At 60.4% G+C, this 13,028-nt stretch carries 15 protein-coding genes; 7 read left to right on the top strand and 8 right to left on the bottom strand.

From position 1 onward, the window contains the following. Positions 1–77: 77 nt before the first annotated feature. A complete protein-coding gene (locus KGB29_RS21790; RefSeq protein WP_154909776.1) occupies positions 78–980 on the top strand; it encodes a response regulator in 903 nt (300 codons plus the stop codon). Between the two features lie 222 nt (positions 981–1,202). Further along, the gene (locus KGB29_RS21785; RefSeq protein ID WP_090452177.1) at positions 1,203–2,099 is read left to right on the top strand and encodes a peptidoglycan DD-metalloendopeptidase family protein; all 897 of its coding nucleotides are present in this window, start codon (positions 1,203–1,205) and stop codon (positions 2,097–2,099) included. 182 nt (positions 2,100–2,281) lie between these two features. Here the strand turns inward: KGB29_RS21785 and KGB29_RS21780 are convergent, their stop codons facing one another. From KGB29_RS21780 to phoB, 3 genes are all read right to left on the bottom strand, one after another. Next, positions 2,282–3,622, bottom strand: coding sequence for a hemolysin family protein (locus tag KGB29_RS21780; RefSeq protein WP_007975205.1), 1,341 nt, complete (start codon positions 3,620–3,622; stop codon positions 2,282–2,284). Positions 3,623–3,746: 124 nt separating this feature from the next. Continuing rightward, positions 3,747–5,033, bottom strand: a complete 1,287-nt coding sequence (phoR, locus tag KGB29_RS21775) for a phosphate regulon sensor histidine kinase PhoR (protein ID WP_259674430.1) — start codon at positions 5,031–5,033, stop codon at positions 3,747–3,749. Positions 5,034–5,113: 80 nt separating this feature from the next. Continuing rightward, on the bottom strand, positions 5,114–5,803 hold the full coding sequence (gene phoB, locus KGB29_RS21770) for a phosphate regulon transcriptional regulator PhoB (RefSeq protein ID WP_003229608.1): 690 nt from the start codon (positions 5,801–5,803) through the stop codon (positions 5,114–5,116). A gap of 153 nt (positions 5,804–5,956) precedes the next feature. Between phoB and KGB29_RS21765 the strand changes: the two genes are divergently transcribed. Beyond that, positions 5,957–6,343: a hypothetical protein gene (locus KGB29_RS21765; RefSeq protein WP_090452175.1), complete on the top strand. Its 387-nt coding sequence runs from the start codon at positions 5,957–5,959 to the stop codon at positions 6,341–6,343. A 121-nt stretch (positions 6,344–6,464) separates the two neighbouring features. Here the strand turns inward: KGB29_RS21765 and ubiA are convergent, their stop codons facing one another. Beyond that, a complete protein-coding gene (gene ubiA / locus KGB29_RS21760; RefSeq protein ID WP_154909778.1) occupies positions 6,465–7,355 on the bottom strand; it encodes a 4-hydroxybenzoate octaprenyltransferase in 891 nt (296 codons plus the stop codon). Next, positions 7,355–7,918, bottom strand: a complete 564-nt coding sequence (locus KGB29_RS21755; RefSeq protein WP_057712730.1) for a chorismate--pyruvate lyase family protein — start codon at positions 7,916–7,918, stop codon at positions 7,355–7,357. The genes ubiA and KGB29_RS21755 overlap by 1 nt, the downstream gene beginning before the upstream one ends. Before the next feature lie 199 nt (positions 7,919–8,117). Here KGB29_RS21755 and KGB29_RS21750 point away from each other — a divergent pair, with 199 nt between their 5' ends. From KGB29_RS21750 to KGB29_RS21740, 3 genes are all read left to right on the top strand, one after another. Beyond that, positions 8,118–8,288 carry a rubredoxin gene (locus KGB29_RS21750; RefSeq protein ID WP_007995385.1) on the top strand — a complete coding sequence of 57 codons (171 nt, stop codon included), beginning with the start codon at positions 8,118–8,120 and terminating at the stop codon, positions 8,286–8,288. 18 nt (positions 8,289–8,306) lie between these two features. Continuing rightward, complete coding sequence (locus KGB29_RS21745; protein WP_154909780.1) at positions 8,307–9,455, top strand: NAD(P)/FAD-dependent oxidoreductase; 1,149 nt, start codon at positions 8,307–8,309, stop codon at positions 9,453–9,455. 194 nt (positions 9,456–9,649) lie between these two features. Next, positions 9,650–9,925, top strand: coding sequence for an HU family DNA-binding protein (locus KGB29_RS21740; RefSeq protein ID WP_003195589.1), 276 nt, complete (start codon positions 9,650–9,652; stop codon positions 9,923–9,925). Positions 9,926–10,014: 89 nt separating this feature from the next. Here KGB29_RS21740 and KGB29_RS21735 read toward each other — a convergent pair whose 3' ends face one another. Both KGB29_RS21735 and KGB29_RS21730 read right to left on the bottom strand, forming a co-directional pair. Next, on the bottom strand, positions 10,015–10,410 hold the full coding sequence (locus KGB29_RS21735) for a DUF6124 family protein (RefSeq protein WP_102669410.1): 396 nt from the start codon (positions 10,408–10,410) through the stop codon (positions 10,015–10,017). A gap of 505 nt (positions 10,411–10,915) precedes the next feature. Beyond that, a complete protein-coding gene (locus KGB29_RS21730; protein WP_191626082.1) occupies positions 10,916–11,056 on the bottom strand; it encodes a hypothetical protein in 141 nt (46 codons plus the stop codon). Here KGB29_RS21730 and KGB29_RS21725 point away from each other — a divergent pair. Beyond that, positions 11,055–11,426 carry a hypothetical protein gene (locus KGB29_RS21725; RefSeq protein WP_057395891.1) on the top strand — a complete coding sequence of 124 codons (372 nt, stop codon included), beginning with the start codon at positions 11,055–11,057 and terminating at the stop codon, positions 11,424–11,426. The two genes, KGB29_RS21730 and KGB29_RS21725, sit on opposite strands and share 2 nt — an antisense overlap. Positions 11,427–11,566: 140 nt before the next feature. Here the strand turns inward: KGB29_RS21725 and KGB29_RS21720 are convergent, their stop codons facing one another. Then, complete coding sequence (locus KGB29_RS21720) at positions 11,567–12,970, bottom strand: aminoacyl-tRNA deacylase and HDOD domain-containing protein (RefSeq protein WP_102669407.1); 1,404 nt, start codon at positions 12,968–12,970, stop codon at positions 11,567–11,569. Between the last annotated feature and the right edge of the window lie 58 nt (positions 12,971–13,028).

The following is a 13,028-nucleotide window of genomic DNA, read 5'->3' as shown; positions in this document are numbered from 1 at the left end:
CGGCGTGACTGAAGGTTTTTGGCAATGTGCCATCAGCAAGGCGGTATGCTGGCCGGGATTTTTTAAAGGGGTTTTGGATGAGTAAGGTCAATGTGTTGGTCGTGGACGACGCGTCGTTCATTCGTGACCTGGTCAAGAAGTGCCTGCGCAACTATTTCCCGGGCATGCGGATTGAAGACGCGATCAATGGCAGAAAGGCCCAGGCCATGCTGGCCAAGGAAGCCTTCGACCTGGTCCTGTGCGACTGGGAAATGCCGGAAATGTCCGGCCTGGAACTGCTGACCTGGTGCCGCGAGCAAGACACCCTCAAAACAATGCCCTTCGTGATGGTCACCAGCCGTGGCGACAAGGAGAACGTTGTCCAGGCGATCCAGGCCGGAGTTTCCGGTTACGTCAGCAAACCGTTCACCAACGAGCAACTGATCACCAAGGTCAAGCAGGCGCTGCACAAGGTCGGCAAACTCGACGCCTTGATCAACGTAGCCGCAACCAAAACCAGCCCTGCCTTCGGTAACGACTCCCTTGCCGCCTTGACCGCTGGCAAGGCACCCGTAGCGACACCAACGGCCGCACCCGCACCGTCCAAAGGCTTGCTCAACAGTCCACCGGTCAAGACGCCTGCGACCTCCTCGGCACCCACCAGTGGCCGTGGCCAGGGTCAACTGCGTTTGCCGAACGGCATCGCGCAATGTGTGATCAAGGCCTTGAGCCTCAAGGAAGCCCTGTTGGTGGTCAAACGCACCGAGACCCTGCCGCAGATCCTCGACAGCGCCGTGCTGGATCTTGAGCAGGGCGACAACGCCGAAATCGCCCGCCTCAACGGTTACCTGCACGCCGTCGTGGCCCACGAACCGAAGCCCGACAGCGACTGGCTGCAACTGACCTTCCGTTTTGTCGACCAGGATGCGCAGAAGCTCGATTACATCTCCCGCCTGATTGCACGGGGTACGGCGCAGAAGCACTTTATTCCTGGCGCTTGATATAGGGCCGCCTGACAGTCCGCTTTCGCGAGCAGGCTCGCTTCCACATTTGTAATGCGTTCTCTTGTGGGAGCGAGCTTGCTCCGGGCGGCGATCCGACGATGGGGTCATCACTTTTACCGCACATCTGCTGAACACCTTTTCTGAAACATCTGCCGGCTACCCGGGTCCATTGCAGCTGCTAGGCTCAATCCCAGATCTCACTCGACAGAATCCTTGCTCATGTTCACGCGCCTGCTGTTTTTATGTGGCTTGTTCATGGTCGCCACCTCGGCCGTGGCCATGACCATCTACAAGTCCAAGGACGCCTATGGCGTGGTTTCCTACAGCGACCGCCCCAGCAAAGGCGCCCATGTGTTCGTTTTTCGCGATGGCATGGTCGAGCACCTTGAGCGTCAGGTGCGCCTCATCATCATGAAGAAGAACGGCGTGCACAGCGTGTACGTGCGCAATGACCTGTATGCGCCAGTAGAAGTCGAATTGAGTTTTGCCGGGGTGAAGAACGCCAGCGGCGTGCCGGGCGGGACGATTCGGCGGGTGATACCGCTACGCAGCAGCGTTCGTCTGGCGCGGCTCACGGCGACTAAAGGCGGGAGGCCCCTCGCATACGTCCCGAAGTTCAAATACTCCCTGGGCGACCCCTCTGGGCCCACGGTGGGCTATCGGTACCCGTTGCCCTGGCGTGGTGGACCATTCCGGATCAGTCAGGGCGCCAATGGCCCCTACAGCCACTTCGGGCCCAAGAGCCGATATGCCATAGACATCGCAATGCCTGAGGGCACGCCGATCATTGCCGCGCGAGGCGGGGTGGTGGTGAAAACCGAGAACAGGCAGAGCGGGCGCGGCACCGACGCTTCCGGCAATTTCGTGCGGGTGCTGCACGATGACGGGACCATGGGTGTTTACCTGCACCTCAAGAAAGGTTCGGTCTGCGTTCGGGAAGGTCAGCGAGTAACGGTAGGTAGTGCGTTGGCGTTGTCCGGCAACACCGGCAACAGTACCGGGCCGCACTTGCACTTTGTGGTGCAGCGCAATACCGGGCTGGGGCTGGTCTCGATTCCGTACCAGTTCAACCAGCCGGTGGGTGCGCTGCCCAACTTTGCGTTGGGCGGGAAGTGAAGTTTTCGGTGATCAACTGTGGCGAGGGGGCTTGTCGGAACGCCGCACTGCCCCGTTCGGCTGCGCAGCAGTCGTAAACCCAACTGCGCGGTATATGGATAATCGAGCTGACTGAATTCAGGGCCGCTTCGCAGCCCAACGGGGGCAAGCCCCCTCGCCACAAAAGGCCCTTCAGCCGCAGATCAATCCAGCATCAACACCTTGGCCAGAACGATCTTCGGCCCTTTCATCTTCTTGATGATGATCCGCAGGCCTTCGACTTCCAGCACTTCTTCCTCTTCCGGAACGCGCTTGAGGCTCTCATAGACCAGCCCGGCAAGGGTTTCGGCTTCGACGTGGTCGAGGTCGATGCCCAGCAACCTTTCAACCTTGAAAAGTGGCGTATCGCCCCGCACCAGCAGCTTGCCCGGCTGATACGCGAGGATCCCGCGTTCGGCCTTGCGGTGTTCGTCCTGGATGTCGCCGACCAGCACTTCCAGCACGTCTTCCATGGTCAGGTAGCCGATGATGTTGCCGTCGGCCTCTTCGACCACGGCGAAGTGCGAGCCGCCCTTGCGGAACTGCTCCAGCAACTGCGACAGCGGCATGTGCCGCGACACGCGCTCCAGCGGGCGGGTCAGTTCGGCCAGGTTGAACGACTCGGGAATGTGGTCCAGCGCCGCCAGTTCCAGCAGCAGATCCTTGATGTGCAGCAGGCCGACGAACTCCTGGCGCTCGCTGTCGTACACCGGGTAGCGGCTGAACTTGTGGCGACGGAACATCGCCAGGATCTGCTTGAGTGGTGCGTTGAACTCCAGGGTCACCAGATCTTCGCGGGAGTTGGCCCAGTCGACCACTTCCAGTTCACCCATTTCCACTGCCGAGGCCAGCACGCGCATGCCTTGGTCGCTCGGGTCCTGGCCACGGCTGGAGTGCAGGATCAGTTTCAGTTCTTCCCGGCTGTAGTGGTGCTCGTGATGCGGGCCGGGTTCACCTTGCCCCGCAATGCGCAGGATAGTGTTGGCGCTGGCGTTGAGCAGGTAGATGGCCGGGTACATGGCCCAATAGAACAGGTACAGCGGCACGGCGGTCCACAGCGACAGCAACTCGGGTTTGCGGATGGCCCAGGATTTGGGGGCCAGTTCGCCGACCACGATGTGCAGGTACGAAATGATGAAGAAGGCGGTGAAGAACGAGATGCCTTTGACCACTTCGGCCGACTCGACGCCGACTGCGCTCAACACCGGCTCAAGAATGTGGGCAAACGCGGGTTCACCGACCCAACCCAGGCCCAGGGACGCGAGGGTGATACCCAATTGGCAAGCCGACAGGTAAGCATCGAGCTGACTGTGCACGGTGCGCAGGATGTGCCCGCGCCAGCCGTTTTTGTCAGCGATGGCCTCGACCCGGGTCGAGCGCAATTTGACCATGGCGAATTCCGCCGCAACGAAAAATCCGTTGAGCAAAACCAGGATCAGAGCAAAAAGAATCATGCCGAAGTCGGCGAAAATTGTAGCGAGGGTCAAGCCAGGGGAAGGGTCCATGATGGAGTTTTGCGGGTTCCGTATATTCGAGAGGGAAGTAAAAAACCGCGCCTGAAAGGCAGGCACAAGTCAGCCAATGTAGCGGCTGACCGGCCCGTTGCCTAGTGGCGCGTGCTGGCCGGTATCAGTCAGCGGTGCTGATAACCCGAGATTTGGTGACCTGGGCCGGGGCAAAGTGGCAGGTAAAGGTACTGCCGTGGCCCGGCACGCTGCTGATTTCCATGCGTGCCCGATGTCGTAACAAGACGTGTTTGACGATCGCCAGCCCCAGGCCGGTGCCCCCGGTGTTGGAGTTGCGGCTGGAGTCGACGCGATAGAAGCGTTCGGTCAGGCGCGGCAGATGTTTGGCATCGATGCCGATCCCGGAATCCTGCACGCTCAGGTGCGCCCCTTGGTCATCGCCCCACCAGCGAATGCGGATATTGCCTTCGGCCGGGGTGTACTTCACCGCGTTGAACACCAGGTTGGAAAACGCGCTGCGCAACTCCGCTTCGCTGCCCTTGAGCAGAATCGTCGGGTCGGCTTCCAGGGTGATTTTCTGGTTTTTCTGGCCAGACAACTGCTGCGCGTCACTCTTGATCGATTGCAGCAAGCCGTCGATCGGTACCGGCTGGTTGTCCGACGGATAATCGGTGGCTTCCAGCTTGGCCAGCAACAACAGGTCGTTGAGCAGGGTCTGCATGCGTCCGCCTTGTTGCTGCATCTGCTGCAAGGCACGACCCCAGCGCGGGTTCACCTCGTCGACGTTATCGAGCAAGGTTTCCAGGTAACCGCAGATCACCGTCAACGGCGTGCGCAGTTCATGGGAAACGTTGGCGATGAAGTCTTTGCGCATTTGCTCAAGCTGATGGATGCGCGTCACATCGCGCACCAGCATCAAGTGCTCGTTGTTGCCGTAACGGGTGATGTACAGCTGGATTCGTACACGGTCGTTGGTCGGCGAAGGGATTTCCAGCGGCTCAGCGTAGCTGTCTTGCTCGAAGTATTCCTTGAAGCGCGGATGACGCACCAGGTTGGTCACCGGTTGGCCGCTGTCCTGTGGCGTCTTGAGGCCCAACAGGGTTTCGGCGGCGCGGTTCCACCATTCCAGGTTGCCGTCGGTGTCGAGCATGATCACCGCGTCTTTCAGCGCGGCGGTGGACTCCTGAACCCGGTCGATCACCGCTTGCAGGCGCCCGCGTACCCGTTGGTCGCGGCGTTGCAGGTGGTAGATGCTGTCGAACACCTCGCCCCACAGGCCGTAGCCGTCGGGTGGTGCTTCATCGGGTTTGTGCAGGCGCAGCCACTCGTGCAGACGCAGCAATTGCTTGAGGGTCCAGGCCAGGTAAAGACCCAGGCCTGCGGCGAGGCTCCAGCCGTAATAGCCGGTGATCAGGCCGATCACCAGGCAGGCGGTGACCAGCAGCAGCATGTGGCGAATCAGGGTGCCATGCCAGTTTTGGTTCACTTGACGCGCGTCCTTGTCAGCTTGTCGGGCGGTAAAGGTCCGGGTCAGGCTTTGGTAGAAAAGCGGTAACCGGTGCCGCGCACGGTTTGTACCAGATTTTCGTAAGCATCGCCGAGGGCTTTGCGCAGGCGACGAATGTGCACGTCGACGGTACGCTCTTCAACGTAGACGTTGCCGCCCCAGACCTGATCCAGCAACTGGCCACGCGTGTAGGCGCGCTCCTGGTGGGTCATGAAAAATTGCAGCAGGCGGTATTCGGTCGGGCCCATCTCGGCAGGACGGCCGTCGATGGTCACGCGGTGGCTGATCGGGTCCAGCAGCAGGCCGCCGACTTCGATTGGCGCCTCGCCATCGGTCGGGCCGGCACGGCGCAGCACGGCCTTCAGGCGCGCTACCAGCTCACGGGGGGAAAACGGCTTGGTGATGTAGTCGTCGGCGCCGACTTCCAGGCCCTGGATCTTGTTGTCCTCTTCACCTTTGGCGGTGAGCATGATGATCGGGATGTCCCCGGTCAATTCATCACGCTTGAGACGACGGGCCAGCTCGATGCCGGACGTGCCGGGCAGCATCCAGTCGAGCAGGATCAGGTCCGGTTTGCGGTCGACGATAATGGCGTGGGCCTGCTGGGAGTTTTCAGCCTCCAGGCAGTCATAGCCGGCCATTTCCAACGCAACGGCGATCATTTCGCGAATAGGCGCTTCGTCGTCGACGATCAGAATGCTCCTGCCAACCATGCCCTTAATCCTCTTGTCATTTAACTGTCTTGCGCCGCATTAGATAACGGAATTATTGCAGTCGTGTGACAGTATTTTAGTCGGTCGGCGATTGGCTGGATCCTGGGCTAAGCTTTAAGTCCGAATCCTGACAACCACAAAAGGAAGGTTTCCATGAAGCAAATCTCGCAATCCTTCAAGGCTCTGCTACTGGTTGCGGCGTTTTCCTTGCCGACCATGGCCTTCGCAGCTGAGCCGGCGATGATGAAAGACGGCATGATGGTCGACCATAAGGGCATGACCTTGTACACGTTCGACAAGGACACTGGCGGCACGTCGGTATGCACCGGTGAGTGCGCAAAACACTGGCCGCCGCTCAAGGCTGAAGCGGGTGCCAAGGCTGAAGGTAAATGGACAGTCGTCCAGCGTGACGATGGCACGATGCAATGGGCCTACGACGGCAAGCCGCTGTACTACTACGACGACGACAAGAAACCCGGAGACAAGACGGGCGACATGAAGAACAAGGTCTGGCACGTCCTCCAAGGGCCGAAGATGTAAGACATCTCATGTAGGAGCGAGCTTGCTCGCGATGAGCGTGAACGATTATGCGGGCCGTCTGGATAACCGCGTCGTCTTCAAATTCATCGCGAGCGGGCTCGCCCCTACACACGATATGGCGTTAACGCACTGCGTAATCCAAAACAATCCCCACAAAAATCGCCAACCCTGCCCAATGGTTGTGTAAAAACGCCTTGAAGCAACGCATGCGGTCCCTGTCGCGGGTGTACCAGAACTCCCAGGCAAAGCAGCCCGCGGCCGCCAGTAATCCAAGGTGGAACCAGCCACCGAGGTCGAACTTCGAACCCGCCAGCAACAGGCAACCCAGCGCCAGCCCTTGCAGGGTCAGGACGATCGCCCGGTCCGCGTCGCCGAACAGAATCGCCGTGGATTTCACGCCGATCTTCAGGTCGTCATCGCGGTCGGTCATCGCGTAATACGTGTCGTAACCCACGGTCCACATCAGGTTGGCGATCCACAGCAGCCATGCGACAGCCGGCAATTCACCGGTTTCTGCGGTGAACGCCATCGGCATCCCCCACGAAAATGCAGCGCCCAGCACCACTTGCGGGTAATAGGTGTAGCGCTTCATGAATGGGTAACTGAACGCCAGTGCCAGGCCGCCCAACGACAACCAAATGGTCGCGGCATTGGTGCACAGCACCAGCAGGAAACTCACGCCCATCAGCAGTGCGAAGAATACCAGTGCCTCTTTGGAGCTGATCTTGCCGCTCACCAGCGGCCGCTGCTCGGTACGCTTCACATGACCATCGACCTTGCGGTCCGCCCAGTCGTTGATCACGCAGCCGCCAGCGCGAGTCAGTACCACGCCAAGGACGAAAATCACAATGTTGGCCAGGGAGGGCGAACCCTTGCCGGCAATCCATAGCGCCCACAGCGTAGGCCAGAGCAGCAGGTAAATGCCGATCGGCTTGTCCATGCGGGTCAGCTGAATGAAATCCCAGGCCCGAGGGTTCAAGCGGTTCAAGGACTTGAGCAGGCTTTGGTACATCAACGGTTCTCCGATTGGGCGCAGGCGGCGTCCCACAGGGAAGGCAGGAAAATTTCGGCCACCAAAACGCTCAAGGCGCCGCGGTCGAAGCGCGAGCGGCGGCCCCACAGTCCAGGCGATTGCACCTCGGCGGGCAGCCACGCTTGCGGATAATGGCAAACCTCGATGGCCCGGCGCTGGAAGGCCTGATCGCAAAACAGCAATTCGCCCAGCGAGCGGCTGCCCAGTTCGTCCATGTGCAAGCCGTCGCCTTGCAATGCACTGCGTGACGCCACGCTGCGCGCAAACACCCACGCCTGGCCATGACCACGCAAATACACCTCGCGGACCCAGCCCTCACTGCCATCGGCCAGGTCCAGTGCTGCGCATTCGTCGGCACGCAGGGGCTGCCAGCCTTCGAACATCGGCGAGACGCTGAAGGCGTCATTCGACAGATGAATCAGACGTCTGGTCAGCGAGCCTTCGTCGAACAGCCAGTCGAGGGTGGAGGCATCGGGGAGGGGCGCCAGTTCGCTGCGCGAGAGCCAGAGAGGAGCTGGAGAGGGGGATTCTGTGTGATGCACAATGAGTCATTATTGGCAGCAAATGAGGCGGCGAGCTTAACATGTCAGCCGCCGATATCGATTGAAATGGCCTGCCGTTGCGCCGAACAGGCTTGCATCCGATGGCTCCGATCAGTACAAAACGCGCTGAGTTGGACGGCAGTGCTACAACCATCGACCGTCCGGCCGGCAAAACGCCTGAACCCTGAGGAAGTACCTGATGAAAAAGTGGCAATGTATCGTCTGCGGCCTGATCTACAACGAAGCCGACGGTTGGCCGGATGACGGCATTGCGCCGGGCACCCGTTGGGAAGACGTCCCGGCAGACTGGCTGTGCCCGGACTGCGGTGTGGGCAAAATGGATTTTGAAATGATCGAAATCGCTGCCTGAATAATTGAGGAGTAAGGAATGAACGCACCTGTCGTAATCATTGGCACCGGCCTGGCTGGCTACAACGTGGCCCGCGAGTTTCGCAAACTCGATAGCGAAACCCCGCTGCTGCTGATTACCGCCGATGACGGGCGCTCCTACTCCAAGCCGATGCTCTCCACCGGCTTCGGCAAAAACAAGGATGCCGACGGCCTGAGCATGGCCGAACCCGGCGCCATGGCCGAACAGCTCAAGGCTGAAATACGCACCCACACGCGCATCAGCGGCATCGACCCGGGCCACAAGCGCTTGTGGATCGGTGAAGAAGCGGTGATCTACCGCGACCTGATCCTGGCCTGGGGCGCCGAAACCGTGCGTGTACCCATTGAAGGCGACGCGGCGGACTGCGTGTTCCCGATCAACGACCTGGAAGACTACGCACGCTTCCGTGCGGCGGCGGCTGGCAAGCGCCGCGTGCTGCTGCTCGGCGCCGGCCTGATCGGCTGCGAGTTCGCCAACGACCTGACCCTGGGTGGCTACGAAGTGCAGCTGGTTGCGCCGTGCGAACAGGTCATGCCGACCCTTTTGCACCCGGCCGCCGCCGCTGCGGTGCAGGCAGGCCTCGAAAGCCTTGGCGCTCGCTTCCACCTCGGGCCGGTGCTCAACCGCCTGCAGTGCGTGGCTGACGGCCTGGAAGCGCACCTGTCCGATGGCCAGGTGATCCCGTGCGACGTGGTGGTCTCGGCCATTGGCCTGCGACCGCGCGTCGACCTGGCGGCTGCGGCCGGTCTGCAGGTCAACCGCGGCATCATGGTCGACCGGCACCTGAAGACTTCCCACGCCAACATCTACGCCCTGGGCGACTGCGCCGAGGTCGACGGGCTGAACCTGCTGTACGTGATGCCCCTGATGAGCTGTGCGCGAGCGCTGGCGCAAACCCTGGCCGGCAACCCGACCGCCGTCACCTATGGCCCGATGCCGATCACCGTCAAGACCCCGGTCTGCCCGTTGGTGGTGTCCCCGCCGCCACGGGGCGCAGAGGGCATCTGGACAGTCGAAGGGCAGGGCGCCGACATCAAGGTTTTATGCCGCGATGCCGCGGGCAAGCTGCTCGGTTACGCCCTCACCGGTGCCGCCGTGATGGAAAAACTGGCCCTGAACAAAGAGCTTCCGGCCCTGTTGGCATAAATACCGGTCGTTCTGTCGGAATCACCCCCCTTTTGCCCTAACAATGGCCGCGCCGATACTGGCGCGGGGCCTCACTGCGTGCCATCCTCACTCCCGTCTGCCGCAGAGTAGAGCACCTGCGGCGCTTTGGGCGCTGCTCCATAGAGAGCAGCACGGACATAACAACAACAAACCGTCAAAGGGGCTTCACTCACATGCGTAAACCAGACCTCGCTGCAGCCATTGCTGAAAAAGCAGACCTCACCAAAGAACAAGCCAACCGCGTTCTCAACGCCGTTCTTGAAGAAATCACCGGTGCCCTGCACCGCAAAGACAGCGTGACGCTGGTGGGCTTCGGCACCTTCCTGCAACGCCATCGCGGTGCCCGCACCGGCAAAAACCCGCAAACCGGTGAACCCGTCAAAATCAAGGCCAGCAACACCGTTGCTTTCAAGCCTGGGAAATCGTTGAAAGACAGCGTTAATCCGTAATCCGTTTTCACCTCCCGCGTAGCGGGGGAGTGGAATAAAAAATGGGCACGCCAACCAGGGTTGGGTGCCCATTTTTTGTGGGTGACGAATCAGCCGAGCCCGCTTTGTTGCTTGGCGAGAATCGCCGCCATTTCCGGCTCATCCAGATGATCCAGTGCCCGCTCTACCAGCAAATGCGCCCCCTCAGCCACGCGACTGATCGCCAGGGCTACTGAGCGGCGTGAGCCGTCTACATCATCGGCCAGGTCAGCGGCGATGGCGCTGATGGACAGCAGATCTTCCGAGGCGTTGGCCAGGAGTGCTTCGGTGTTGATGTCCGGGCAGACGCTGAAGAGTTGGCCGCTGCGTTTCGTTGGTGTTTGTTTTGGTGGGGCGAGATAGTGATCTAGAGCGCGTTCGGCGGCTTCGTGGAGTTTTTTGGAATCGAGGGATTCGTAAGGTGATGCAGCCGGATCTTCTGGCGGATTAGGTGTTGGCTTAGTCATTGGTATATCCCGATATGTGTAGGTGAGGGACTGGCACCGTTTCGCTTGCATTCGAATGTGGTGGCAGCCGTACGCAGGTGTGCAAGACCGGGCATATCGGACCCCGGCAGACCCCAAAGGGACCTCCCACGCACAGCCGCCATATAGCGATCCAAAAAGCTTGTTTATGCTCAAAGGATTGCGAGGCAGTTGCGCGGCGATATGTACCGGACTTGCACGTCCGTGTCACCGTTTTTTGCGGTGGCTGGCAGAGGTTGGCGGTGGGTGTGGAGGGTGCCTAGTTCATGGAGGGCTCGGCATTTCGAAGGAAATGTCTGAGAAGGTTGAGGGGATTAAGGGCGAAGTCGCACTTTCCTTAAACACCCATCGCTGGGAATCAAATCGAGTTCGACCGTCATGCTCCGTATTCTTGATCGACAATGAACTTCACACTGCTGCAGTGATATAAACAGGCAGCAATCGGCCAAATTCTGCCGGTAGAAGCATCCCGCCGGGAGTGACGGCATCACTCTATTTGTTTCGTGACTTGGTAGTCATCAGCGTCAAAAATAACATCATCTCCCGCTAACGATACACAACAGTGGCGTTCTCGTTCGAAGCCGTTAAACTGCCCCAGCCGTTCATTTTTCTTCTGAGGCTTACGCATGAAATTTCGTTTTCTGCTGTGGATGCTGGGTTTGTTGATGGGTAAGGCCAGCCGGACCAATCCGGCGTTTCAGCAGCAGTTGGGTGACAAGGACCTGGTGTTTCAACTGCAGACCCTGGACGGGAAAGTGGCGCGGCATTTCCGCGTGAAGGACCAGCGCATCACCAGTCAATCGGGTGTGCATGCCGAGCCTGCGTTTGCGATTGCCTTTAAAGACGCCGCGTATGGCTTTGCCACGATGCAGGCGAAGAACAAGCAGCTGGCGTTCATGACGGGGATTCAGGACAAGTCGATTCAGATCAAGGGCAACCCGGCGCTGGTGATCTGGTTCCAGGGGCTGACGAAGTATTTGAAGCCGAAGAAGGTGTAGGAGCGAGCTTGCTCGCGAGAAACTCAAGGCCCCCGCGGTTATCCAGGATGCACGCGTCATCGTTGACGACTTTCGCGAGCAGGCTCGCTCCTACAAGGTTTTGGTGATCCTTGTGGGAGCGAGCTTGCTCGCGATGTTTTTCAGCCCTGCGTGAACTGCGACGCCAGTTCACGCAGCAACACTTCAGCTTCCAGCACTTTGCTTACCACGTCGTTGGCTTTTTCGCGGCTCAGGCCGAGGCGTTCAAGCAGGGCGTCGGGGATGTCTTCGTCGGGGCCGGAGCCGATGTTGCGGCTGCGCAGCAGGCGCACGGCCAGGCAGACCAGGTTCGGGTACTCGGCGTAGGCGCCGTCGTAGGCCGGGTCGTGCTGGAAGCGCAGCGCCGTGGACAGTTCTTCGGGCATGTCCCAGTGGCGCATCAGCCATGCGCCGATCTGTTCGCGGCTGATGCCCAGCAGGTGTTGCTCGATGTAGCTGTGGCACAGGTGCGGGTTGACCTCCAGGTGACGGCAGATCAGCGAGAAGTGCGGCGGGAACACATGGGCCAGCAGCAGGTAGCCGAAGTTGTGCAGCAGGCCGGCGAGGTAGGTCAGGCCGGCTTCCGGACGCTGGGCGCGCGGCATGGCGCGGGTCAGGCCTTCGATGACGGCGGCGGTGTAGATCGATTGCTGCCAGTACGGGGTGGAGTGTTGCGGGTGGTCCTTGGGCAGGCTCAGGGTTTTGCCCAGGGCCAGGCCCAGCGCCAGGTTGATCACCAGGTCGAAGCCCAGCACGCGCACGATGGCGTCTTCAACGGAGCGGATCTTGCCCGGCGACGCGTAGTAGGGCGATGCCGCCCAGCTCACCACTTGTGCGGCCAGCGCCGGGTCGGTTTCGACCACGCCAGTGATGTCGTCGATGGTGGCGTTGGGGTCGACGCGCAGCTTGATGATTTTTTGCGCGGTTTCGGCCAGCGGCGGAATTTCGATGGTCGCTTCCAGACGCTGCTGGATACGCCGTGCGGTGAACGCCTGGACGGCCTGGGTGATTTCCTCGCGGTCGTCATCGGGGCGGTCGAGGTTGGGACGGATGCTGGTCAGGTTTTCGCCGAAGTTGGCGGCGCTGGCCTTGGTCAGCATGGTCGCCTTGAAGTCTTCGCTGGTGATTTCCAGCAGCACGCCCGGCTCACCGGAGTTGATCAGCAACTTCGGCTCGCGCAGCAGGCTTTCGTCATACAGGCACGGTGAACTGGTCAGCGCCGGCAAGCCCGGCAGCAAGCTGAGATTGTGCTTGCCGAGCATTTTTGTCAGGCGTTCGGTGGGTACGGCGGCGAGGCGGCGACCGGTGAGCTCGGTCAGGCGATTGAGGTCCAGCAATTGGCTCTGCGGGAACAGCACCATCAATACGCCAATGCTGTCATCCAGGAGAACAGCCTGCACTTTGCGCGCGGCATTGAGACCGTGACGGTCCAGCACCTCTTCGTAGGCAATGCCCAGCTTGCCCAGCATCAGCCGAATAACCGACGGAGCGTGCGGGGTGTCGGGTGCGAAGGCAACGTCGGTCATGGTCTGTATCCGGACTTAAACAATTGCAGGAGTATAACCAGCTTGCTTGGGGCCACGC

Source organism: Pseudomonas sp. BF-B-30 (assembly GCF_019956305.1).
GTDB classification, from domain to species: Bacteria; Pseudomonadota; Gammaproteobacteria; order Pseudomonadales; family Pseudomonadaceae; genus Aquipseudomonas; species Aquipseudomonas jessenii.
Note: the sequence above shows the minus strand (reverse complement) of the source record. Positions and strands in the feature narration are given on the sequence as shown.